Genomic DNA, 22,084 nt, shown 5'->3' on the forward strand with positions numbered 1-22,084 from the left:
CCAGACTACGCGGAGCGAGACCGGGTAACCGCAGGGTGTTCGTGGTGGCCCCCCGACCGAGCACCACTGGGCCGACAATCTCAATAACTTTCGTGTCAGGCCGTGCCTTTGGCACGTGTCAGACGTTGTTGCCATCGGGGGGGAAGCCGCGTCAGCCGCGAGGAGGCAGAAGGCGATGCGCGTAGGAGCGTTTGTACTGGCAGCCCAGTTCCCGGGCCAGGGGCAGGGGGAGGCACTGCACCGCGCGGTGCGGACCGCCGAGGTGGCGGAAGAGGCCGGGCTGGACTCGGTCTGGCTCGCCGAGCACCACTTCGTCCCCTACGGGGTGTGCCCCTCGGCCGTGACCCTGGCCGCCCTGCTGCTCGGCCGGACCCGGCGGCTGCGGGTGGGCACGGCGGTCAGCGTGCTGCCGAACACCCACCCGGTGGCGCTCGGCGAGCAGACCGCACTGCTGCACCTGACCTCGGGGGGCCGGTTCACGCTCGGGGTGGGCCGCGGCGGGCCGTGGGTGGACCTGGAGGTGTTCGGCGGCGGCCTTGAGGCCTACGAGACGGAGTATCCGGAGGCCCTGGACCTGCTGAGGCGCTGGCTGGCCGAACCACGGGTCGGAGCGGCCGGCGAGCGGTACGGCTTCCGCGAGGTGGCCGTCGTACCCCGGCCGTCGGAAGCCCTGGACACGGATTCAACGAGTCCGGAAGTGATCGTCGCCTGCACCTCTCCGTCCTCGGTACGGATGGCCGCCGAGCGCGGGCTGCCGATGCTACTGGGCATGCACTGCGGGGACGAGGACAAGGCGGCGATGGTCGCGCTGTGGCGGGAGACGGCCCGGGCGGCCGGACACTCCGCGGATGCCGTACGGGCCGCCGGCCACGTCTCGGCGGGCGTCTGCCAGCTCGCGGACCGCACGGCGGACGCCCGGGAGACCCTGCTGAAGGCCATGCCCGGCTGGTTCAAACTGGGCCTGGACGCGCACGTCACCGTCGACGGCCGGCACCGCGCCATGCGGGACCCGGTGGCCTACACGGAACTGCTCTGCGAGCTGCACCCGGTGGGCACCCCGGGACTCGCCGCGGACCGGCTGGCGGCCACCGCCGAGCGCACGGGCATCACCCGGTTCGCGCTGCTGACGGAGGGCTCGGGCGATCTCGCGGCCACCGAGGAGAACGTCCGGCGACTGGGCGCCGAGGTCCTGCCCCGCCTCGGCTAGCCCTTCCCCGGTCCCCCTGGTCGGTCCCCGGCATGGCGGGTCACGGCCGTGGCTGCCGCCCCGGTATCAGTCCACACCCCCTGCGATACGGAGCGGCAGCGAAGAGCCTGGAAATCGGGGGCGGCCTAACAGTCCCGGAGTTCCGGGGACTGGTTGAGCAGCTGTCCCCGGATCGAAGTGAACTTGGCCAGCCGGTCGTCGGCCGAGGCGTCCAGCGGGAACACCGCGACCCGGTGGCAGTTCTGGAAGGCGAGCCGCACTCCGAAGTGCCGCTGCAGCGCACCGCGTATCGCGTCACTCGCGAGCGCGCGCAGCAGCTGGCCACGCGCCTGCTCGTCCGGCGGCGGCGTCTGGTTGTCGGCGAACTCTCCGCCGTCGACCTTCAGCTGGGCCACCAGCGAGCTGATCATCTCCCATGCGAAAGGCAGGGAGGTCCGGACGCAGTCGACGAAAGCGGCTTCGTCGACCTCGCCTCGCTCGGCCTGTTCGAGTAGGGCCGGTGAGACGTCGAGCGACATGGGTTCTCCTCTCGCGACCCCGGCCGTTTCGGTGACCGGAGTCTTACGGGCAGGGAAGGAGGCGCCGCAACGCGCGGCGACGCAGTGTGCGCGTTCGGCAACCTCCTGCTCACCACGGTAGGCGCCCGGTGGGGACCGCACCAGGAGAATGCGCATACAACGCGCCATCCGCGAACGGGGCTTTCGGGGGCGAATCGCGTGGGGGCGGCTCCGTCGAGTAGCGTTGCCGACCATGCGTCTCGTCATTGCCCGCTGCTCCGTCGACTACGCGGGCCGGCTCACCGCCCATCTGCCCTCCGCACCCCGTCTGATCCTCGTGAAGGCCGACGGCAGTGTCTCCATCCACGCCGACGACCGGGCGTACAAACCCCTCAACTGGATGTCGCCGCCGTGCACCCTCAAGGAGGGGACGGGGGACGACGCGGGCGTCTGGACGGTCGTCAACAAAGCAGGCGAGAAGCTCATCATCACGATGGAAGAAGTCCTGCACGACTCCTCCCACGAGCTGGGCGTGGACCCCGGCCTGATCAAGGACGGCGTGGAGGCCCACCTCCAGGAGCTCCTGGCGGACCGGATCGACACGCTGGGCGAGGGCTACACGCTGATCCGCCGCGAGTACATGACGGCGATCGGCCCGGTGGACATCCTGTGCCGGGACGCCTCCGGCGCGACGGTCGCGATCGAGATCAAGCGGCGCGGCGAGATCGACGGTGTGGAACAGCTCACCCGCTACCTGGAACTCCTGAACCGGGACCCGCACCTGGCTCCGGTCCGCGGCATCTTCGCGGCGCAGGAGATCAAGCCGCAGGCGCGGGTGCTGGCCGGGGACCGGGGTATGGAGTGCGTGGTCCTGGACTACAACGCCCTCCGCGGCATCGAGGACGACAAGCTCCGCCTGTTCTGACGCGCACCGCCCCGGCGCCCGGCCGGGGCGGCTACGGCGCCTTGGTGGGCGCCGAGGCGGACGCGGACGACGCCGAGGTGGTGGCCGTCGGTCCGGTCGCCGTCGGGGACGCCGGCGGGCTGGTCGGCGGCTCCGGGGTCGGGGACGTCGCCGGCGGGCTGGACGGCGGGGGCGTCGACGGCTTCGTCGAGGAGGAAGCCGGCGGGGACGAGACCGGCCGGGTCGACGACGGGGTGCGGCTCGGGGTCGGGCCCGCCGACGGGGAGACCGAGGCGGAGCCGGACGGGCGGGCGTTCCCCGACGCGGAGGGCGCAGTCGGCTCCGAGGGCCTCGAAGTGCCCGCCACCACGGCCGGCGGCGCCGGCGCAGGATCGTTCCAGCTGTTCTTCGGGGACACCGAGGTGGACAACCCGGTGCCCGGGGCAGGGGCCGGGCCCGAGCCGTCGCCGGAGGTCAGGGACAGACTGACGGCCGTGCCGAGCAGGGCCACGACCAGGACGGCCGCGCCGGCCAGCACCACCGGGTCCTTGCGGCCCGGCCGCCGCGCCGGGGCGGCAGGCGCCGGCACCGGCTTCACGGGTCCGGGGGCGATCCGGAAGTCGTCCTCGAATGCCTCCGCCAGCGTCGTCGGGTCGGTGGGCGGCGGCACGCGTACGGCCGATGCCGCGGGTATCGCCGAGTTCGTCAGCGGCACGATCTGCGTCACCGCCTCCACCGGCGCGGCAGCCGCGGCCGGCTCGACGGCGGCGGGCGGGACCACCGGTGCAGCCGTCGGCGCGGGGGCCAGGGCGGGGAAGGGCGTCCGGGCAGGCGTAGGAGCAGCGGCGGCACGCGCAGGGGCGGAAGCAGAGGAAGAGGAAGAAGAGGCCGGAGCAGGGGCGGGGGAAGAGGCAGCGGGAGCGGAGCCAGCCGCCGGTGCTTCCAGGCGCAGCGGCGGGGACTGTGCGGCACCGCTCCGCTCGCGGTCCGCGACCAGCGCCAGCGCCCGCCGGCCCGCCACCGTGCCGTGCTTGTCGGCGAGCGCGCCCCGCAGCCCGATGGAGGCTTCGAGTTCCGCCCGGGCCCGGTCCAGCCGGCCCCCGCAGAGCGCGAGCACGCCCAGTTCGTGGTGGAAGTAGGCCTGTTCGGCGACCTCGCCCGCCGTGCGGGCGGCCTCCGCGCCGGCCCGCAGGACCCGCTCCCAGGCCCCCCAGTGCAGGGACGCGGCGAAGGCCGGTGCCGCGGTACGGGCCAGCATGACGCCGGCGACCACGTCCGCGCCGGCCAGCGCGGCCAGGACCGCGTCGGCCTCGGCCGCCACCCGCTCCGGCGTCACCGAGGCGTGCCCGGTCCACCAGGCGTAGTGGCGGGCGGCGGTGCGCGCCTCCTCGGTGGTCTCCCAGCCGGCTTCGGTGAGCTGCCGGGCCACCCCGGCCGCCAGCCGGTAGCGCGGTCCGGCCGCGGTCAGCAGCCCGCAGGCCAGCAGTTCGCCGACGGCCGTGTCCGCGTGGGTGTCCCCCACCAGGGCCGGCAGGTGGGCGTGGTGCGGCATCTCGCCGCCCAGTGCGCAGGCGAGCCGCAGGGCCGCCCGGGCCGCCTCGCCGGCCCGCGCGGCCAGCAGCTCGGCCGGGGCGGCGCCCTCGGCGAGGGTGGGCATCGGTACGGGTTCGGGGTCGCGCGGCCGCTCCTCGAAGACGCCGGGCTCCTCCCCGTCCGTCTCGTCGGCTTCCGTGACCCGCCGGTTGAGCTCGTCGCGCTGCCGCAGCAGCGCGGCCGCCTGGACGAAGCGCAGCGGCAGCCCTTCGGAGGCGAACCGGAGGTCGCCCGCCCAGGCGGTCTCCTCTTCGGTGAGCGGCCGTCCGGCGGCCGCCTCCAGGAGTTCCAGGCAGGCGCCCCGGCCGAGTCCGCCGAGGAAGATCTCCTCCAGGTGGGAGTCGTCGGAGGGGGCCGGGGTGTCCGGGGTGGCGGCCAGCAGGAAGGCGCACTCCGGGGTGGCGTTCAGCAGTTCGTCGAGGGCGGCGCCGCCGAAGTCCAGGTCGTCGACGAGCACGATGGCGCCGATCTCGCGGACCCGGGCGAGGAGTTCCTCGCGGCCGGGCCGCCGCAGGTCCGACGCGTACACGTGCGCGTACAGGGAGTGGAGCAGCTCGTTGGTGCTGTGCCGGTACCCGGAGAGGCGTACGACGCCGTCGGGGGCGAGCGAGGCGCAGTCCTCGGCGACCGCGTCGAGCAGCCGGGAACGGCCGGAGCCGGAGGGTCCGGTCAGCCGTACCGAGCGGCCGCGTCCGAGGAGCCGTACCAGCCGCTCCCGTTCCTCCTCGCGCTCCAGCAACGGCAGCGCGGGCCGTGCGGGTCCTGGCGGTACGGGGGGCAGCGCGGCGGCGGTGAGGGCCGCGCGGGACGCGGAGTCCCGCTTGGCCGGCGCGGCGGCGGCGTCGGCAGGCCGGTCCGCAGGCGCGGCGGGCCGGTCGGCGAGGCCGGTGGCGGCTTCGGGGCGGCGCGGTTCTATCTCGCTGCCGTCCACGGGGTTGACGGTGAGGGCGAAGTCACCGGCGGTGAGCCGGACGACCCGGGCCGGGCCGCTCGCCGGACCGCTCGCCGGGCTGCCGGCCCTGGACCCCGCGGGGGCTCCCGCCGGAGCGCCGGCCGGAACGTCCGCCGGTTCCTCGCCGCCGTGTCCCTGTGTGCGGTCCATGACCAAGCCCCCCGATCGCATCGTGCGGCCCAAACCTAGACGGTGGCCGATGCCCGGGGAACCGCAGGGTGGCCATCACCACCGGACCGTTACGTTTCGCCCGGTCCGCGATCACACCGTCCCTCGGGGCGGGTCACAGCAGGTCACACCCGGGTCACACCCGGGGCAGGGACTCGGCCTCCAGGCCGCCCTCGATGGCGAGGATCCGGTGCAGCCGGGTGGCCACCAGCAGTCGCTGCATCTGCGGTGGCACCCCGCGCAGCACCAGCCGCCGCCCGGTCCGCCCGGCCCGCCGGTGCGCGCCCATGATGACGCCGAGACCGGTCGCGTCCCACGAGTCGAGGCCGGTGAGGTCGAGGACGAGGTCGCCGGCGCCGTCGTCGAGGGCGGTGTGCAGGGCCGTACGGGCGTCCGCCGCGCTGCGCACGTCGAGGCGGCCCCCGACAGCGAGTTCGGCGTGGTCGCCCCTGATGTGCATGTGTGCTCCCCGGCAGTACTGCGTACGCGTGCAACTCTCACTGCAACTGACTGCCGCGCGGGCAGGGAAGTTGCCGACCGTGAGCGAACCGATACCTAATTCACCCCGGGGGGTGAAGGGAATCGAACGGATCCGCTCAGTGCTTGTAGAAGCCCTGGCCGCTCTTGCGGCCGATGTCGCCCGCGTCCACCATGCGGCGCATCAGCTCCGGCGGCGCGAACTTCTCGTCCTGGGACTCGGTGTAGATGTTGCTGGTGGCGTGCAGCAGGATGTCCACGCCCGTCAGATCGGCGGTGGCGAGGGGTCCCATCGCGTGCCCGAACCCCAGCTTGCACGCGATGTCGATGTCCTCGGCGGAGGCCACGCCCGATTCGTACAACTTCGCCGCTTCGACGACCAGCGCGGAGATCAGACGGGTCGTCACGAAGCCGGCCACGTCGCGGTTGACGACGATGCAGGTCTTGCCGACGGACTCGGCGAAGGCGCGGGTGGTGGCGAGGGTTTCGTCGCTGGTCTTGTAGCCGCGGACGAGCTCGCACAGCTGCATCATCGGGACGGGCGAGAAGAAGTGGGCGCCGACGACCCGCTCCGGGCGCTCCGTCACGGCCGCGATCTTCGTGATCGGGATGGCGGAGGTGTTGGAGGCGAGCACCGCGTCGTCCCGTACGAGCTTGTCGAGCGCGCGGAAGATCTCGTGCTTGACCTCGAGCTTCTCGAAGACGGCCTCGACGACGATGTCGGCGTCGGCTACGGCGTCCAGGTCGGTGGTGGTGGTGATCCGCGCGAGGGCCGCCTCGGCGTCCTCGGCGGCGAGCTTGCCCTTGGAGACGAACTTGTCGTACGAGGCCTTGATGCCGTCGGTGCCGCGGGTCAGGGCAGCGTCCGTGACATCGCGCAGGACGACGTCCCAGCCCGCCTGAGCGGACACCTGAGCGATTCCCGAACCCATCAGTCCGGCACCGATGACGGCAAGCTTCCCGGCCACTGCACACCCCACGTTCTGAATACGAGCCAGTCTCGTAGCTTCTCCGGCGGAGAGTAGCGCCCGTGCGGGGCCGTGTGACCGCGAAGTAACACGCGTCACGTCTCAGATGACGGACATCACACCGGCACGGCCCACCGGTCGCCGGGAGGCGCGCAGTTGGGCGCGGACTACGCTGGCGGCATGGTGAACCTCACGCGCATCTACACCCGTACCGGCGACAAGGGCACGACCGCTCTGGGCGATATGAGCCGCACCGCCAAGACCGACCTGCGCATCTCCGCCTATGCGGACGCCAACGAGGCGAACGCGGCCATCGGCACCGCGATCGCGCTCGGCGCGCTGCCGGAGGCGGTCGTGAAGGTGCTGACCCGGGTGCAGAACGACCTGTTCGACGTCGGCGCGGACCTGTGCACCCCGGTGGTGGAGAAGCCGGAGTACCCGCCGCTGCGGGTGGAGCAGTTCTACGTGGACCGGCTGGAGGCGGACTGCGACCGCTTCAACGAGGAGCTGGAGAAGCTGCGCAGCTTCATCCTCCCCGGCGGCACCCCGGGGGCGGCCCTGCTGCACCAGGCATGCACGGTGGTGCGACGGGCGGAGCGGTCCACCTGGGCGGCCCTGGAGGTCCACGGCGAGACGATGAACCCCCTCACCGCCACCTACCTGAACCGGCTCTCCGACCTCCTGTTCATCCTGGCCCGTACGGCCAACAAGGAGGTCGGAGACGTGCTGTGGGTACCGGGCGGGGAGCGCTGAGCCGCGGTCAGAGCCTGCGGTAGACCTGCCGGCGGTGCCCCACCTCGACCGCGAGGATGATCAGTTTCCCGTTGTCGACGGTGTAGGCGATCCGGTACGCGCCGACGCCCAGGCGGTACAGCGCGTCGTGGCCGGACAATTTCTTGACGTCCGCGTTCTCCCGGTGTGGGTCGTCGCCCAGGAGGCTGAGCGCATGCAGTAGGCGCAACGCGGTCGGCTGGTCGATACCGCGAAGCTGCCGTCGCGCCGTGGCCGTGAACTCGAAGGCGTACTTCACGCCACGTCCGTGGCGGAGGGCCCGAAGAGGTCGGCGAGCACATCGGCCAGCGTGGCCCGCGGCTCGTCGCCTTCCTCCGCCAGGGTCCGCAGGGCCTTGCGGGCGAGAAGTTCGTCTGCCGCTTCCTCCAGCGCCTCGTACTCCTCGATGGGTACGACCGCGGCGACCGGGGCGCCGCCGCGCGTGATCACGGTGGCTTCGCCTTCCTCCGCCTGATCGAGCAGCTTCGCCAGGTTCGCTCGGGCCTCGCGGACGGACATCGATTCATTCATGCCGGAAGTGTACCCAGAACCGTGTACACAGGCGAGAGTGGCCTACCCGATCCGCTCGGCCTCCGGGGCGGCCTGCGTGCCGGCCGGGGCCTTTTTCGGCCAGATCGTGTAGCAGGCGGCCACGATCGCGTGGATGCCCGCCACCCGCAGGGCGCTGAACTGCCAGGCCTTCAGCGAGCTGGTGTCGCCGTCGTCGCCGACGTACCAGATGGCGGTCTGCAGCAGGGCGAGGGCGACCGCGGCGGCGAGCAGGGTGCGGGCCCACAGCTTCCACTCGTGGAGGGCGCGGGCCTTGCCGTAGCCGGCGCCGGCCGGTTTCGGGCCGCCGGCCAACCGGTACGCCGCATGGCTGTCCAGCCACTTGATCGTGTAGTGGCCGTAGGCGACGGTGTAGCCGATGTAGAGGGCGGCCAGGCCGTGCTTCCAGTCGGGTGTGGCGCCGTCCTTCAGGTCCAGGGTGGTGACGACCAGCAGGACGAGCTCCAGCATGGGCTCGCAGAGCAGGACCGCCGCTCCCAGCCGGGGCATCTTCGCGAGGTAGCGCAGGGCCAGGCCGGCGGCCAGCAGCACCCAGAAGCCGACCTCGCAGGCGATGATCAGCGCGACGATCACAGCGGTCTCCGTTCGCATCGGTGGGGGGACGCTTCAAGCTTCCCGCCCGGCTGCGGCCGAATCGTCGTCTGCGGAGATGAGCTGTGACTGCATCCTTCGATGTAGTGCGGATTCGGCTGCTGCACCGAGGCCGTGGCGGCGGGCACCGTGTTGGATGGTCCTGTGCCCCTGCCGCTGTTCCGCCCCCACCGCCATGACGCGCTGATCGCCGTGATCAGCGTGCTCGCCGGCCTGCTGCTCTGGTCGCTCGGGTTGTACACGTCCGCGGTGCGGGAGCTGCTGCCCGCCTGGGCCGCGCTGCTGCCGATGGCGGTCATGGGCGTGCTGGAGCTGTTCCGCCGGACCGCACCGCAGGCCGCCCTGATCATCGGCACCGTCGCGGTGATCGCGGACCAGTTCACGGTGGGCAATCTGGCCACCGTCTTCATGTTCACCGACCTGATGTACGCCGCCGTGGTCTACGGGCACCCCGCCATGGCCCGCCGGCTCCCGATCACCACCGGGGTGATCACCATCGCCGTCACCCTCGCCTCGGTGGCCTTGCTGCGCACCCCCGGAATCGGTCCTGATCGGGGTGGTGACCGGCATCGTCTGCTTCGGCCCTGCGGTGACCGGGGCCACCCTGCGCAACCACCGCGAGGCGGCCGAGGCCGCCCGGCTGCGGGCCGAGCAGACCGCGCTGCTGGCCGAAATGGACCGCAAGGCGGCGGTCGTCGCCGAGCGCGCCCGGATGGCCCGGGAGCTGCACGACATGGTGGCCAACCACCTGTCCGCCATCGCCATCCACTCCACCGCCGCGCTCTCCATCGACGAGGCCGGGACCAGCCGGGAGGCCCTCGGCGTGATCCGGGAGAACAGCGTGCAGGGGCTGGCGGAGATGCGCCGGCTGATCGGGCTGCTGCGGCGGGCGGGAGACGAGCAGGAGCCGGTGGCCGTGCCCTCGCTGGACGGGCTGGTGGCCCTGCTCGCGCAGGCCCGGACCACGGGCGCGGCGAGCGGCCTGGAGTTCGTCCTGGAGGACTTCCGGACGCCCGGCGGTGAGCCGCTGCCGGCCCCGGTGGAGCTGGCGGCGTACCGGATCGTGCAGGAGTCGCTGACCAATGCCCTCAAGCACGCGGTGCCGGGCACGGTCCGGGTCCGGGTCGGCCGGTCCGGCGCGCTGCTGACCGTACGGGTCGACAGCCCGTACGGTGACCGGCCGGGCCCCCGCGTCCCGGGCTCGGGGGCCGGTCTGGTGGGCATGCGGGAGCGGACGGAACTCCTCGGCGGGGAGTTCGGGGCGGGCCCGGCGGGCACGGTGTGGCAGGTGCGGGCGCTCCTGCCCGCCGAGGAGAGGGCGGTGGAGGCATGACGATCCGGGTACTGGTTGCGGAGGACCAGTCGGCGGTGCGGGCCGGGCTGGTGCTGATCCTGCGGAGTGCGGGGGACATCGAGGTGGCGGGCGAGGCCGCGGACGGGGAGGAGGCGGTGCGGCTGGCCCGGGAGCTGCGGCCGGACCTGGTGCTGATGGACGTCCAGATGCCGAAGCTCGACGGGGTGTCGGCCACCCGGCTGGTGGTCGGAGAGGGGCTGGCCGACGTACTGGTGCTCACCACCTTCGATCTGGACGAGTACGTGTTCGGGGCCTTGCGGGCGGGGGCGGCGGGCTTCCTGCTGAAGAACGCGGAGGCGCGGGAGCTGATCGAGGCGGTGCGGACGGTGGCGCGCGGGGAGGGGCTGATCGCGCCGGCGGTGACCCGGCGGCTGATCGCCGAGTTCGCGGCGCCGAAGGCCGTACGGGCGGCCCGCCCGGCGGAGCACGCCGGGGTGGCGGCCCTGACCCGGCGGGAGCGGGAGGTGCTGTCGTGTCTGGGCGAGGGATTGTCGAACGCGGAGATCGCCGGGCGGCTGGAGATGGCGGAGGCGACGGTGAAGACACACGTCAGCAGGCTGCTGGGGAAGCTGGAGCTGCGCAGCCGGGTGCAAGCGGCGGTGCTGGCGCAGGAGTTGGGGATCCAGAGCAGTACCTGAGTGTTGGTCTGGACCTCTTGACGGTTGGTCCAGACCTTTCTACGCTCACCGCCAGTACTGTGGTGAGCGTGCCATGACAAGGCTTCCCATGGCGTGCTCACGGGCGGCGCAGGTCCCACCCCCAAGTCGATGCCGGCTCCCGGCACCGGCGGACCTACGGAGGAGCACCCTTGAGCACAGCATCCCCCCCACGAACCCGCACGCGCACCCGCACCCGTTTCCTCTCCAGACTCGCGGCCACCGTCGCCGCCTTCGCCCTCCCCCTCGCGGGACTCGTCGGCCTGGCCTCCCCCGCCCAGGCCGCGACCTCCGCCACGGCCACCTACACCAAGGTGTCCGACTGGGGCAGCGGCTTCGAGGGCAAGTGGACGATCAAGAACACGGGCACCACCACCCTCAGCAGCTGGACCGTCGAATGGGACTACCCGGCCGGCACCCGGGTCACCTCGGCCTGGGACGCCACCGTCACCAACTCGGGCAACCACTGGACCGGCAAGAACGTCGGCTGGAACGGAACCCTCTCCCCCGGCGCCAGCATCAGCTTCGGCTTCAACGGCGCAGGCCCCGGCGCCCCCTCCGGATGCAAGATCAACGGTGGCTCCTGCGACGGCGGCACCCAGCCCGGTGACAATCCCCCCTCCGCGCCCGGCACCCCCACTGCCGCCGCTGTCACCGAGACCTCGCTGACCCTGAACTGGGCCGCCGCCACCGACGACAAGGGCATCAAGAACTACGACGTCTACCGCAACGACACCAAGGTCGCCACGGTCACCGGCACCTCCCGGCCCGAGACCGGCCTGACCAAGGGCACCACGTACAGCTACCACGTCGTCGCCCGCGACACCGCCGACCAGACCGGCCCCGCCTCCGGCACCCTGTCGGTCACCACCCCCGGCGGCGTCGTCGATCCCCCGCCCGCGGGCGGCCCGGTCAAGCTCGGCTACTTCACCGAGTGGGGCGTCTACGGCCGCAACTACCACGTGAAGAACCTGGTCACCTCGGGTACGGCGAGCAAGATCACGCACATCAACTACGCCTTCGGCAACGTCCAGAACGGCCAGTGCACCATCGGTGACGCCTACGCCGACTACGACAAGGCCTACACCGCCGACCAGAGCGTCGACGGCGTGGCCGACACCTGGGACCAGACCCTGCGCGGCAACTTCAACCAGCTGCGCAAGCTGAAGAAGCAGTACCCGCACATCAAGGTGCTGTGGTCGTTCGGCGGCTGGACCTGGTCCGGCGGCTTCCCCCAGGCCGCGGCCAACCCGACCGCCTTCGCCAACTCCTGCTACAACCTGGTCGAGGACCCGCGCTGGGCCGACGTCTTCGACGGCATCGACCTCGACTGGGAGTACCCGAACGCCTGCGGCCTGTCCTGCGACACCTCGGGAGCCGCCGCCTTCAAGAACATGATGCAGGCCATGCGCGCCAAGTTCGGTACGAACAACCTGGTCACCGCCGCCATCACCGCCGACGCCTCCAGCGGCGGCAAGATCGACGCCGCCGACTACGGCGGCGCCGCCCAGTACATCGACTTCTACAACGTCATGACGTACGACTTCTTCGGCGCCTGGGCCGCCCAGGGCCCGACCGCCCCGCACTCCCCGCTCACCTCGTACGCCGGCATCCCGCAGGCGGGCTTCAACTCCGCCGAGGCCATCGCCAAGCTCAAGGCCAAGGGCGTCCCCGGCGCCAAGCTCAACCTCGGCGTCGGCTTCTACGGCCGCGGCTGGACCGGCGTCACCCAGGCCGCCCCCGGCGGCACCGCCACCGGCCCGGCGCAGGGCACGTACGAGCAGGGCATCGAGGACTACAAGGTGCTCAAGAACAGCTGCCCGGCCACCGGCACCATCGCCGGCACGGCCTACGCCAAGTGCGGCAGCAACTGGTGGAGCTACGACACACCCGCCACCATCGCCGGCAAGATGAGCTGGGCCAAGCAGCAGGGGCTGCGCGGCGCCTTCTACTGGGAGTTCAGCGGCGACACGGCCAACGGCGAGCTGGCCAACGCCGTCCACACCGGCCTGCAGTAAGAGGAAGAACGAAGCCGGGGTGACGGGTCCGCCCCCGTCACCCCGGCTTCTTCGCGTCCGCAGCGCCGGAACGCGCAAAAGACCCGGTCAGGCCACGTTCACCCGCTGGCCGGGAGGCGCCGCCTCCAGCCAGGCCAGGAACCCGGTCAGCGCGTCCTCGCTCATCGCCAGCTCCAGGCGGGTCCCCCGGTGGAGACAGCCGAGCACGACGGCATCGGACAGCAGGGCCAGCTCCTCCTCGCCCTCCGGGGCACGACGGGCCAGCACCTCGATCGAATCGCGCTCCAGCAGCCGGCGCGGCCGGGGCGAGTAGCTGAACACCCGGAACCATTCGATCCGGTCCCCGCTGTAGCGGGCGACCCCGTACACCCAGCCCTTGCCGGACAGGTCGGGTTCCTCCGCGACACCCCAGCGGAGGCTGCAGTCGAACGTACCGCCGGACCGCTGGATGAGCCGCCGGCGCAGCCCGAAGACAAAGAGCCCGATCACCACCAGGGCTACGACCAGGCCGCTCACAAGCAGAGCGAGGAGCATCTTCACCGACCTCCTCGCTCATCGAATCCCGAAAAACGGATCTGCATCGCCTCAGCCGCGACCCGTCCCGGAAAAATCCGGACGGGCCGCGGCTGAGGTTTCAAACTCTTCGGTACGGGGCTCAGTGCCCCGCGACCGCGCGCAGCCGGACATCGGCGCGACGCTCGGCGGCCGCATCGGCCTCCGACTTCGCGCGCTCCAGTGCCCGCTCCGCCCGCTGGACGTCGATCTCGTCCGCGAGCTCGGCGATCTCGGCCAGCAGGGACAGCTTGTTGTCCGCGAACGAGATGAATCCGCCGTGCACCGCGGCGACGACAGTGCCGCCCTCGCTGGTACGGATGGTCACCGGGCCCGATTCCAGCACGCCGAGAAGCGGCTGGTGACCGGGCATGACGCCGATGTCGCCGGACGTGGTGCGGGCGACGACCAGGGTGGCCTCGCCGGACCAGACACTCCGGTCCGCCGCGACCAGCTCGACGTGCAGCTCAGCAGCCAAGGTTGGCTCCTCGGGTCACCACCCGGCAGGTCTGCCGGGTGTTGGGTCAAATTCTAATGGGCGTGGGGAGAGGGACGGGACGCGCCCGCCCCTCTCCGGTTAATCCTTTGGTCAGGATTAGGAGACGCCCAGCTCCTTGGCGTTCGCCTTCAGGTCCTCGAGGCCACCGCACATGAAGAACGCCTGCTCGGGGAAGTGGTCGTACTCACCGTCGCAGATCGAATTGAACGCGGCGATGGACTCGTCCAGCGGAACGTCCGAACCGTCGACGCCGGTGAACTGCTTGGCGACGTGGGTGTTCTGGGACAGGAAGCGCTCGACGCGACGGGCACGGTGGACAACGAGCTTGTCCTCCTCGCCCAGCTCGTCGATACCGAGGATCGCGATGATGTCCTGGAGGTCCTTGTACTTCTGCAGGATCCCCTTGACGCGCATGGCGGCCTCGTAGTGGTCCCGCGCGATGTAGCGGGGGTCCAGGATCCGGGACGTGGAGTCCAGCGGGTCCACGGCCGGGTAGATGCCCTTCTCGGAGATCGGACGGGAGAGAACCGTCGTCGCGTCGAGGTGGGCGAAGGTGGTCGCCGGCGCCGGGTCGGTCAGGTCGTCCGCGGGGACGTAGATCGCCTGCATGGAGGTGATCGAGTGACCACGGGTCGAGGTGATGCGCTCCTGGAGGAGACCCATCTCGTCGGCCAGGTTCGGCTGGTAACCCACCGCGGAGGGCATACGGCCGAGCAGGGTCGACACCTCGGAACCGGCCTGGGTGTACCGGAAGATGTTGTCGATGAAGAAGAGCACGTCCTGCTTCTGAACATCGCGGAAGTACTCCGCCATGGTCAGACCGGCCAGGGCGACGCGCAGACGGGTGCCCGGGGGCTCGTCCATCTGGCCGAAGACAAGGGCGGTCTTGTCGATGACGCCCGAGTCGGTCATCTCCTCGATGAGGTCGTTGCCCTCACGGGTACGCTCACCGACACCCGCGAACACCGACACACCGTCGTGGTTGTTGGCGACGCGGTAGATCATTTCCTGGATCAGAACGGTCTTGCCGACACCGGCACCACCGAACAGACCGATCTTTCCACCCTTGACGTACGGGGTGAGGAGGTCGATGACCTTGACGCCGGTCTCGAACATCTCGGTCTTCGACTCGAGCTCGTCGAAGTTCGGGGCCTTGCGGTGGATCGGCCAGCGCTCGGTCACCTCGGAGTTGGCCTCCGGGTAGTTGAGCACCTCACCCAGGGTGTTGAACACCTTGCCCTTGGTGAAGTCGCCGACCGGGACGGTGATGCCCGAGCCCGTGTCGGTCACCGCGGCCTGGCGGACCAGACCGTCGGTGGGCTGCATCGAGATCGTACGGACCAGGCCGTCACCCAGGTGCTGGGCGACCTCGAGGGTCAGCGTCTTGAGCTTGCCGTCCTCGGCCGGGTCCGCGACCTGAACGGTCAGCGCGTTGTAGATCTCCGGCATCGCGTCGACGGGGAACTCCACGTCGACGACCGGGCCGATGACCCGGGCGACGCGGCCCGTGGCGGCGGCCGTCTCAACAGTGGTCGTCATTACTTGTCACTCCCCGCGGTCGCGTCGGCCAGGGCGCTGGCGCCACCGACGATCTCGCTGATTTCCTGGGTGATTTCGGCCTGGCGGGCCGCGTTGGCAAGCCGGGAGAGGCTCTTGATGAGCTCTCCGGCGTTGTCGGTCGCCGACTTCATCGCGCGGCGGCGGGCGGCGTGCTCGGAGGCAGCCGACTGCAGCAGCGCGTTGTAGATCCGGCTCTCGACGTAGCGCGGCAGCAGGGCGTCCAGGACGTCCTCCGCCGACGGCTCGAAGTCGAACAGCGGAAGGATCTCGCCCTTCGCGCTCTCCTCCTCCGCGGACTTGTCGAGGCTGAGCGGCAGCATCCGGTTGTCCACCGGGTTCTGCGTCATCATCGACACGAATTCCGTGTAGACGATGTGCAGCTCATCGACGCCACCCTCGGCCGTCTCCGTCGAAACGGCCTCGATCAGGGGCGCCGCAACCGCCTTGGCGTCCGCGTAGCTGGGGCTGTCGGTGAAGCCGGTCCAGCGGTCCGTGACCTTGCGCTCACGGAAGCCGTAGTAGGCCACGCCCTTGCGGCCGACGATGTACGTGTCGACCTCCTTGCCCTCGCCGCGCAGCCGCTCCGTCAGCCGCTCCGCCGCCTTGATGGCGTTGGAGGAGTAGCCGCCGGCCAGACCGCGGTCGCTCGTGACGAGCAGGACCGCGGCCCGGGCCGGGGCCTCGGCTTCGGTGGTCAGCGGGTGCTTGGTGTTGGAACCGGTCGCCACCGCGGTCACCGCACGGGTGAGCTCGGTCGCGTACGGCGTGGAGGCCGCCACCTGGCGCTGCGCCTTGACGATGCGCGAGGCGGCGATCATCTCCATCGCCTTGGTGATCTTCTTGGTCGCGGTGACGGATCGGATGCGACGCTTGTAGACCCGGAGCTGCGCTCCCATGAGTCAGGTCCCTTCCGTCGTCACTTGCTGGTGCTGACCGGAGCGTCTTCGCCCAGAAGCTTGCCGTCCGAGGTCTCGAACTGCTTCTTGAAGCCGGCGATCGCGTCCGCGATGGACTGCAGGGTGTCGTCCGACATCTTGCCGCCCTCGGAGATCGAGGTCAGCAGGTCCTTGCGGTTCAGGCGGAGGTGCTCGAGCAGCTCGGACTCGAAGCGGCGGATGTCCGCGACCGGAACGTCGTCCATCTTGCCGGTGGTGCCGGCCCAGACGGAGACGACCTGCTCCTCGACGGGCATCGGCTGGTACTGGCCCTGCTTCAGCAGCTCGACCATGCGCTTACCGCGCTCCAGCGAAGCCTTCGACGCGGCGTCCAGGTCGGAACCGAAGGCGGCGAACGCCTCCAGCTCGCGGTACTGGGCCAGGTCGACGCGGAGCCGGCCGGAGACCTGCTTCATCGCCTTGTGCTGGGCCGAGCCACCGACGCGGGAGACCGAGATACCGACGTTCAGGGCCGGACGCTGGCCGGCGTTGAACAGGTCGGACTCCAGGAAGCACTGGCCGTCGGTGATGGAGATGACGTTGGTCGGGATGAACGCCGAGACGTCGTTGGCCTTGGTCTCGACGATCGGCAGACCGGTCATCGAACCGGCGCCCATGTCGTCGGAGAGCTTGGCGCAACGCTCCAGCAGACGCGAGTGCAGGTAGAAGACGTCACCCGGGTAGGCCTCACGGCCCGGCGGGCGGCGCAGCAGCAGCGACACGGCGCGGTAGGCGTCGGCCTGCTTCGACAGGTCGTCGAAGATGATCAGGACGTGCTTGCCGGCGTACATCCAGTGCTGGCCGATGGCGGAGCCGGTGTAGGGCGCCAGGTACTTGAAGCCGGCCGGGTCGGACGCCGGGGCGGCGACGATGGTCGTGTACTCGAGCGCGCCGGCCTCTTCCAGGGCACCGCGCACGGAGGCGATGGTGGAGCCCTTCTGACCGATGGCGACGTAGATGCAGCGGACCTGCTTGTTCACGTCACCGGAGCGCCAGTTGTCGCGCTGGTTGATGATGGTGTCGACGGCCAGAGCGGTCTTGCCGGTCTGACGGTCACCAATGATCAGCTGACGCTGGCCGCGGCCGATCGGCACCATGGCGTCGACGGCCTTGTAGCCGGTCTGCATCGGCTCGTGCACCGACTTGCGGACCATGACGCCCGGGGCCTGCAGCTCGAGGGCGCGGCGGCCTTCGGTAGCGATCTCGCCGAGGCCGTCGATCGGGTTGCCGAGCGGGTCGACAACGCGGCCGAGGTAGCCCTCGCCGACGCCTACGGAGAGAACCTCACCGGTGCGCTGCACCGGCTGACCCTCCTCGATACCGCTGAACTCGCCGAGGACGATCGCACCGATCTCGCGCTCCTCGAGGTTGAGGGCGAGACCGAGGGTGCCGTCCTCGAACTTCAGCAGCTCGTTCGCCATGGCGGAGGGCAGGCCCTCCACCTTCGCGATGCCGTCGCCGGCAACGCTGACCGTTCCGACCTCCTCGCGCGAGGCCGCGTCCGGCTTGTACGACTGGACAAAGGTCTCCAGCGCGTCCCGGATCTCCTCCGGCCGGATCGTGAGCTCCGCCATCTGGGTTCCCTGCTCTCCTTGTTGGGCCTGAAGCTTCTTAGGGGTCTGGGGGCGACCCCCAGGAATCTTCTGCAAGTTCTGCACGGCCCAACCGGGCCGCTGAAATGCTTCTTGAATTTGGTGGCTGGATCAGCCGGCCATGCGACGGCTCGCCTCGGTGAGGCGCTCCGCGATGGTCCCGTCGATGACCTCGTCACCGACCCGCACCACGATCCCGCCGAGGACCGTCGGGTCCACGTCGAGGTTGAGGTGCATCTGGCGGCCGTACAGCTTCGCCAGCACCGCGCCGAGACGCTGCTTCTGCACGTCGCTGAGCGGAACCGCGGTGGTCACGGTGGCGACCGTGCGGTCACGGCGCTCGGCGGCGAGCTTGGAAAGGGACTCCAGTCCCGCTTCCAGGCTACGTCCACGCGGGTGCGTGACGAGACGGGCGACCAGACGCTCGGTGACGGCGTTCGCCTTGCCGCCGAGGAGGCTGCGCAGCAGCTCGCTCTTGGCGGAGGCGGTCGCGGCCTTGTCGGTCAGCGCGGCGCGCAGCTCGGTGCTCGAGCCGACGATCCGGCCGAACCGGAACAGTTCGTCCTCGACGTTGTCGAGTACGTCGGCCTGCTGGGCGGCGGTGAGGTCGGCGGTGTCCGCCAGCTCCTCCAGCGCGTCCACCAGGTCGCGCGACTGCGACCAGCGGGACCGGACCATGCCGGACACCAGGTCGAGGGTCTCCCCGCCGACCTGGCTGCCGAGCAGGCGCCCGGCCAGCTCGGCCTTGGCCTCACCGGACTGCGCCGGGTCGGTGAGGACCCGACGCAGCGAGACCTCGCGGTCGAGCAGCGCGGTGACGGCAGCCAGCTCGCCGGCGAGCTTCGTCGCGTCGACGGACGTGTTGTCCGTCAGCGCGTCGAGACGCTCGCGCGCGGCGTGCAGTGCCTCGCGGCTCGCTCCGTTCATCGGGCCGCCTCGGCCTTCTCCTCGAGCTCGTCGAGGAAGCGGTCGATGGTGCGGCTCTGCCGGGCGTGGTCCTCGAGGGACTCACCGACGAGCTTGCCGGCCAGGTCGGTGGCGAGCTTGCCCACGTCCTGACGCAGCGCCTGCGAGGCGGCCTTGCGGTCGGCCTCGATCTGGGTGTGGCCGGCAGCGATGATCTCCTCACGCTGCCGCTGGCCCTCTGCGCGCAGTTCTTCCTTGAGCGCAGTGCCCTGCTCCAGCGCTTCCTGGCGCAGGCGAGCGGCCTCGTGCCGGGCTTCGGCGAGCTGGGCCTTGTACTGCTCCAGCACGCTCTGGGCCTCGACCTGGGCGGCCTCTGCCTTCTCGATACCGCCTTCGATGGCCTCGCGGCGCTCGTCCAGAACCTTGTTGATGTTCGGGAGGAGCTTCTTGGCGAGGAAGCCGAAGACGATGACGAAGGCGATCAGGCCGACGACCAGCTCGGGGAGCGGCGGAATGAGGGGACTCTGAGGCTCCTCAGCCGCGAGAACCAGGAGGTTCACGTCAGTGCCTTTCGTCTAGTGGGCTGATCGGGATCCGGAGATCACTTGCCGTAGACGAACGGCATGACCAGACCGATGAGGGCGAGCGCCTCACAGAAGGCGAAACCGAGGATCTGGTTGGCGCGGATCAGACCGGCGGCCTCGGGCTGACGGGCCATGGCCTGGGTGCCGTTACCGAAGATGATGCCGACGCCGACGCCCGGGCCGATGGCCGCGAGACCGTAACCGATGGAACCGAGGGAGCCAGAGACAGCGGCAAGGGTCTGGGACATGCCAGTTCTTCCTTCTCTTTCACGGACCGGTGGGGGTTGGCCACCGGACGAATGGGGGCTTGGAGGGGGCGATCAGTGGTGCTCGGCGAGTGCGCCCTGGATGAAGCTGCAGGCCAGGAGGACGAAGACGTACGCCTGGACGGCCTGGATGAAGAGCTCGAAGGCGGTCATCACGATGACCATCACGAACGAGACACCCGCGTAGGCGATGCCGATGCCGTTCAGCAGGTACCAGCTGGCGATGGTGAACAGCAGCAGCAGGGTGTGACCGGCGAACATGTTCGCGAAGAGTCGGACCGCGTGGGTGAAGGGGCGGACCAGGACGTTCGAGAAGAACTCGATGACCATGACCAGCGGCAGGATGCCGCCGAGCGACTTGTCGTAGCCGGTGATGTTCTTGAAACCGCCCACGAAACCGTGCCGCTTGAAGGTCACCGACATCCACATCACGTAGATGATGGCGGCGAGGCCGGCCGGGTACGCGATGATCGAGGTCACCGGGAACTGCGCGAGCGGGACGATGGACCAGAGGTTCAGCATCCAGACGAAGAAGAACGTCGCGACCATGAAGGGGACGTACTTCTCGCCCTCCTTCTTGCCCAGGGTTTCGTAGACGATGCCGCGGCGTACGAAGTCGTAACCGGCCTCGGCGACCATCTGGAGCTTGCCCGGGACGACCTTCGGCTTCCGGAAGGCGGCCCAGAAAAAGCCGACGATGATGATCGAGCCCAGCAGAGCGAGCAGCATCGTCTTGTTGAAGTACGAGTTGCTGGACGCGTCACCGAAGATCGGCTCGAAGAGGAACGAGTGCAGGCCCGGGGCCGGGAAGCCACATCCGTCGAAGATGTGACAGTCGGTCTCGAAGGCGAGCACCTGCGTCGGGTCAGCACTCACCGCGGGCTCCTTCAGCGTGGCGCATAGGTACGGCAACCTCGTTGTGTCGGCGCGGCGCGCAGCCGCGGTTCGGCACTGGACTGGTGTTACGGATGATGGGGCGGCAGTCAGGCATCGAGCCTCGCGATGGAACAGGCGTCAGCTTCAGATACCCGAGCCCGCAGTGCCGCAGTTGGCACCGGACGATAGCAGGATCTCGAACGCCCACTTATCCCGGCCCTACCCTTCACGACTTCGGCCCCGATTTTTCGGGCTCGACGTAAAGGATCTTGGCCTTCATGTGGGCACGGGTCTGTGCGCCGATCCACACGAGGGTGGCGACGACCAGCGTGATCGCGAAGGCCTTGGGGTGGAACAGGGTGGTGTCCTTGAACACGGCGACAAAGATGAACAGCAGCAGAATTTGCGCCGTATAGAGCATCAGTCCCATTGCCTGGAACAGATGCGGCAGCGACCGTGCCGTGCGCTGGAGTACGACGAACCCGATGCCCATGAAGAGGATCACGATCAGGGTCGCGACGACGGCGCCAAGGGCCCCCTTGCCGCCGGCGACCACGGCGCTGACGATGGCGGCAACAGCGCCGACGGCAGCGGTGGGTACAGCGGCTTGCAGGAGGGATCGGACGTCATCAGACCGCATGGCGGGGGGCTCCGCATGGTGGTGGGGGCACGGGACTCGTACGGGACGAGCGTAAGCCCGGTCCGAGAGAGAACCTCGGGCCAAGGGACCGTCGCACTACGGTCCTTCGGCTCTGTCGCCGGGTTTAGTGAACGGTATCACAAACTATTTGATGAGGTCTTTACTGTTGGGGTGTGCTCACTGTCACACATGAGGGCTAACCCGCACGTGTGTGCACGACACACCACCATTGTGTCTGATATAGCCCGTTCGGTCCCGCTGCGGCGTGCCCGTGTCAGCGGGATGATCCGGCCTTCCGCCGGTCGGGTGGGGCGTACGGGCCGCCGAGGCCGCCCTCCGTTGACGCCTGCGCGCTCCTGCAAAACGAAGCGGACCCCGCGTTTCCGCGAGGTCCGCATGCCTGCCGTCTGCGCTCGGTCAGCAGCCGACGTTCTTGATACCGGAGCCGCGGCTCCACAGTTTCCCGCCGTAGCTGAAGGACTCCTGCCGGTTGCCGCCGATGCTGAACTTGGGGTCCTTCCGCGCGGCCACGGTCACCGTGAAGCACGCCGTCTGGCTGCAGGTGTTCTTCACCTCGACCATCCGATTGAAGCCCTTCTCCCAGAAGCGCACGAGTTGCACGCAGGATGCCGCTCGGTCGGCGCCGGTCTCATCGTTCTCGGCGGCTGTGGCTGCGGGGGCCGCCACGAAGAGGGAGCCGGCCACCGCAGCGGCGGCAAATAACGCGGACACTTTGCTACGCACGAGAATTCCCCCAGGAATCCGATCACGTCATGCCCGGGGCAGTTGCCGCGGGCGCTGGTCGGACACGACTCTATGAGCGGGGTCAGTGCCCTGACAGGCGACGCCCGGCCATCCCGCGGCTTGGCCGAACGCGCTCGGCACGGGTGCAGTCGGACCCATCCGATACCGGCCAGGACGCTCCCGGTGGAACACCGGGAACCGACG

Annotated in this window: 23 protein-coding genes and 1 pseudogene; 6 read left to right on the forward strand and 18 right to left on the reverse strand. The window is 70.1% G+C overall.

What is annotated here, in order from left to right; genetic code table 11:
• The first annotated feature begins 175 nt into the window (after positions 1-175).
• Complete coding sequence (locus tag AB0447_RS03460; RefSeq protein WP_366474762.1) at positions 176-1,207, forward strand: LLM class flavin-dependent oxidoreductase; 1,032 nt, start codon at positions 176-178, stop codon at positions 1,205-1,207.
• Between the two features lie 125 nt (positions 1,208-1,332).
• Here the strand turns inward: AB0447_RS03460 and AB0447_RS03465 are convergent, their stop codons facing one another.
• Positions 1,333-1,725 carry an SCO5389 family protein gene (locus tag AB0447_RS03465; RefSeq protein ID WP_150207310.1) on the reverse strand — a complete coding sequence of 131 codons (393 nt, stop codon included), beginning with the start codon at positions 1,723-1,725 and terminating at the stop codon, positions 1,333-1,335.
• Between the two features lie 232 nt (positions 1,726-1,957).
• Here AB0447_RS03465 and nucS point away from each other — a divergent pair, with 232 nt between their 5' ends.
• The gene (nucS, locus tag AB0447_RS03470) at positions 1,958-2,629 is read left to right on the forward strand and encodes an endonuclease NucS (protein WP_366474763.1); all 672 of its coding nucleotides are present in this window, start codon (positions 1,958-1,960) and stop codon (positions 2,627-2,629) included.
• A gap of 31 nt (positions 2,630-2,660) precedes the next feature.
• Here nucS and AB0447_RS03475 read toward each other — a convergent pair whose 3' ends face one another.
• The 3 genes from AB0447_RS03475 to AB0447_RS03485 form a co-directional block, all read right to left on the reverse strand.
• Positions 2,661-5,303 carry an ATP-binding protein gene (locus AB0447_RS03475; RefSeq protein ID WP_366474764.1) on the reverse strand — a complete coding sequence of 881 codons (2,643 nt, stop codon included), beginning with the start codon at positions 5,301-5,303 and terminating at the stop codon, positions 2,661-2,663.
• A 154-nt stretch (positions 5,304-5,457) separates the two neighbouring features.
• Positions 5,458-5,781 carry an STAS domain-containing protein gene (locus AB0447_RS03480; RefSeq protein WP_366474765.1) on the reverse strand — a complete coding sequence of 108 codons (324 nt, stop codon included), beginning with the start codon at positions 5,779-5,781 and terminating at the stop codon, positions 5,458-5,460.
• 136 nt (positions 5,782-5,917) lie between these two features.
• The gene (locus AB0447_RS03485) at positions 5,918-6,766 is read right to left on the reverse strand and encodes a 3-hydroxyacyl-CoA dehydrogenase family protein (RefSeq protein ID WP_366474766.1); all 849 of its coding nucleotides are present in this window, start codon (positions 6,764-6,766) and stop codon (positions 5,918-5,920) included.
• Between the two features lie 180 nt (positions 6,767-6,946).
• Between AB0447_RS03485 and AB0447_RS03490 the strand changes: the two genes are divergently transcribed.
• A complete protein-coding gene (locus AB0447_RS03490) occupies positions 6,947-7,519 on the forward strand; it encodes a cob(I)yrinic acid a,c-diamide adenosyltransferase (RefSeq protein ID WP_366474767.1) in 573 nt (190 codons plus the stop codon).
• A gap of 7 nt (positions 7,520-7,526) precedes the next feature.
• On the opposite strand, the gene AB0447_RS03495 is transcribed toward AB0447_RS03490, so the two are convergent.
• Genes AB0447_RS03495 through AB0447_RS03505 form a run of 3 tightly spaced genes read right to left on the reverse strand, consistent with a single transcriptional unit; the run spans position 7,527 to position 8,680 of the window.
• Positions 7,527-7,796, reverse strand: coding sequence for a type II toxin-antitoxin system RelE/ParE family toxin (locus tag AB0447_RS03495; protein WP_366474768.1), 270 nt, complete (start codon positions 7,794-7,796; stop codon positions 7,527-7,529).
• On the reverse strand, positions 7,793-8,068 hold the full coding sequence (locus AB0447_RS03500; protein WP_366474769.1) for a type II toxin-antitoxin system prevent-host-death family antitoxin: 276 nt from the start codon (positions 8,066-8,068) through the stop codon (positions 7,793-7,795). The genes AB0447_RS03495 and AB0447_RS03500 overlap by 4 nt, the downstream gene beginning before the upstream one ends.
• Before the next feature lie 42 nt (positions 8,069-8,110).
• Complete coding sequence (locus AB0447_RS03505; RefSeq protein WP_366474770.1) at positions 8,111-8,680, reverse strand: hypothetical protein; 570 nt, start codon at positions 8,678-8,680, stop codon at positions 8,111-8,113.
• Between the two features lie 162 nt (positions 8,681-8,842).
• Between AB0447_RS03505 and AB0447_RS03510 the strand changes: the two are divergent.
• The 3 genes and pseudogenes from AB0447_RS03510 (at position 8,843) to AB0447_RS03520 (ending at position 12,726) form a co-directional block, all read left to right on the forward strand.
• Positions 8,843-10,031: pseudogene (locus AB0447_RS03510) on the forward strand (histidine kinase).
• Entirely contained in the window at positions 10,028-10,690 is a 663-nt protein-coding gene (locus tag AB0447_RS03515) for a response regulator transcription factor (protein ID WP_366474771.1), read from the forward strand. Before AB0447_RS03510 ends, AB0447_RS03515 begins: the two are co-directional and overlap by 4 nt.
• Positions 10,691-10,860: 170 nt before the next feature.
• On the forward strand, positions 10,861-12,726 hold the full coding sequence (locus AB0447_RS03520) for a glycoside hydrolase family 18 chitinase (protein WP_366474772.1): 1,866 nt from the start codon (positions 10,861-10,863) through the stop codon (positions 12,724-12,726).
• An 87-nt stretch (positions 12,727-12,813) separates the two neighbouring features.
• Here the strand turns inward: AB0447_RS03520 and AB0447_RS03525 are convergent, their stop codons facing one another.
• The 11 genes from AB0447_RS03525 to AB0447_RS03575 form a co-directional block, all read right to left on the reverse strand.
• Complete coding sequence (locus AB0447_RS03525) at positions 12,814-13,260, reverse strand: DUF2550 domain-containing protein (protein ID WP_366474773.1); 447 nt, start codon at positions 13,258-13,260, stop codon at positions 12,814-12,816.
• A gap of 121 nt (positions 13,261-13,381) precedes the next feature.
• Positions 13,382-13,756: a F0F1 ATP synthase subunit epsilon gene (locus tag AB0447_RS03530; protein ID WP_351310763.1), complete on the reverse strand. Its 375-nt coding sequence runs from the start codon at positions 13,754-13,756 to the stop codon at positions 13,382-13,384.
• A 117-nt stretch (positions 13,757-13,873) separates the two neighbouring features.
• Positions 13,874-15,316: a F0F1 ATP synthase subunit beta gene (gene atpD, locus AB0447_RS03535; RefSeq protein ID WP_366474774.1), complete on the reverse strand. Its 1,443-nt coding sequence runs from the start codon at positions 15,314-15,316 to the stop codon at positions 13,874-13,876.
• Positions 15,316-16,233 carry a F0F1 ATP synthase subunit gamma gene (locus AB0447_RS03540; RefSeq protein WP_366474775.1) on the reverse strand — a complete coding sequence of 306 codons (918 nt, stop codon included), beginning with the start codon at positions 16,231-16,233 and terminating at the stop codon, positions 15,316-15,318. The genes atpD and AB0447_RS03540 overlap by 1 nt, the downstream gene beginning before the upstream one ends.
• Positions 16,234-16,253: 20 nt before the next feature.
• On the reverse strand, positions 16,254-17,846 hold the full coding sequence (gene atpA / locus AB0447_RS03545) for a F0F1 ATP synthase subunit alpha (RefSeq protein ID WP_366474776.1): 1,593 nt from the start codon (positions 17,844-17,846) through the stop codon (positions 16,254-16,256).
• 129 nt (positions 17,847-17,975) lie between these two features.
• Positions 17,976-18,791, reverse strand: a complete 816-nt coding sequence (locus tag AB0447_RS03550; RefSeq protein WP_366474777.1) for a F0F1 ATP synthase subunit delta — start codon at positions 18,789-18,791, stop codon at positions 17,976-17,978.
• Positions 18,788-19,330: a F0F1 ATP synthase subunit B gene (locus AB0447_RS03555; protein ID WP_366474778.1), complete on the reverse strand. Its 543-nt coding sequence runs from the start codon at positions 19,328-19,330 to the stop codon at positions 18,788-18,790. Before AB0447_RS03555 ends, AB0447_RS03550 begins: the two co-directional genes overlap by 4 nt.
• 41 nt (positions 19,331-19,371) lie before the next feature.
• The gene (gene atpE, locus AB0447_RS03560; RefSeq protein ID WP_351310773.1) at positions 19,372-19,602 is read right to left on the reverse strand and encodes an ATP synthase F0 subunit C; all 231 of its coding nucleotides are present in this window, start codon (positions 19,600-19,602) and stop codon (positions 19,372-19,374) included.
• A gap of 72 nt (positions 19,603-19,674) precedes the next feature.
• A complete protein-coding gene (gene atpB, locus AB0447_RS03565) occupies positions 19,675-20,496 on the reverse strand; it encodes a F0F1 ATP synthase subunit A (RefSeq protein ID WP_366474779.1) in 822 nt (273 codons plus the stop codon).
• Between the two features lie 226 nt (positions 20,497-20,722).
• A complete protein-coding gene (locus tag AB0447_RS03570; protein WP_366474780.1) occupies positions 20,723-21,136 on the reverse strand; it encodes a hypothetical protein in 414 nt (137 codons plus the stop codon).
• 417 nt (positions 21,137-21,553) lie between these two features.
• On the reverse strand, positions 21,554-21,880 hold the full coding sequence (locus AB0447_RS03575; protein WP_366474781.1) for a hypothetical protein: 327 nt from the start codon (positions 21,878-21,880) through the stop codon (positions 21,554-21,556).
• Positions 21,881-22,084: the final 204 nt, after the last annotated feature.

This window comes from Streptomyces sp. NPDC051211 (assembly GCF_040689505.1).
In the GTDB taxonomy this organism is placed as follows: Bacteria; Actinomycetota; Actinomycetes; order Streptomycetales; family Streptomycetaceae; genus Streptomyces.

Coding starts and splice junctions, on each gene's coding strand:
- AB0447_RS03500 (WP_366474769.1), bottom strand. CDS start 8,068: ATGAATGAATCGATGTCCGTCCGCGAGGCCCGAGCGAACCTGGCGAAG.
- AB0447_RS03570 (WP_366474780.1), bottom strand. CDS start 21,136: ATGCGGTCTGATGACGTCCGATCCCTCCTGCAAGCCGCTGTACCCACC.
- atpE (WP_351310773.1), bottom strand. CDS start 19,602: ATGTCCCAGACCCTTGCCGCTGTCTCTGGCTCCCTCGGTTCCATCGGT.
- AB0447_RS03460 (WP_366474762.1), top strand. CDS start 176: ATGCGCGTAGGAGCGTTTGTACTGGCAGCCCAGTTCCCGGGCCAGGGG.
- AB0447_RS03525 (WP_366474773.1), bottom strand. CDS start 13,260: ATGCTCCTCGCTCTGCTTGTGAGCGGCCTGGTCGTAGCCCTGGTGGTG.
- nucS (WP_366474763.1), top strand. CDS start 1,958: ATGCGTCTCGTCATTGCCCGCTGCTCCGTCGACTACGCGGGCCGGCTC.
- AB0447_RS03490 (WP_366474767.1), top strand. CDS start 6,947: ATGGTGAACCTCACGCGCATCTACACCCGTACCGGCGACAAGGGCACG.
- AB0447_RS03550 (WP_366474777.1), bottom strand. CDS start 18,791: ATGAACGGAGCGAGCCGCGAGGCACTGCACGCCGCGCGCGAGCGTCTC.
- AB0447_RS03480 (WP_366474765.1), bottom strand. CDS start 5,781: ATGCACATCAGGGGCGACCACGCCGAACTCGCTGTCGGGGGCCGCCTC.
- atpA (WP_366474776.1), bottom strand. CDS start 17,846: ATGGCGGAGCTCACGATCCGGCCGGAGGAGATCCGGGACGCGCTGGAG.
- AB0447_RS03465 (WP_150207310.1), bottom strand. CDS start 1,725: ATGTCGCTCGACGTCTCACCGGCCCTACTCGAACAGGCCGAGCGAGGC.
- AB0447_RS03515 (WP_366474771.1), top strand. CDS start 10,028: ATGACGATCCGGGTACTGGTTGCGGAGGACCAGTCGGCGGTGCGGGCC.
- AB0447_RS03475 (WP_366474764.1), bottom strand. CDS start 5,303: ATGGACCGCACACAGGGACACGGCGGCGAGGAACCGGCGGACGTTCCG.
- atpD (WP_366474774.1), bottom strand. CDS start 15,316: ATGACGACCACTGTTGAGACGGCCGCCGCCACGGGCCGCGTCGCCCGG.
- AB0447_RS03540 (WP_366474775.1), bottom strand. CDS start 16,233: ATGGGAGCGCAGCTCCGGGTCTACAAGCGTCGCATCCGATCCGTCACC.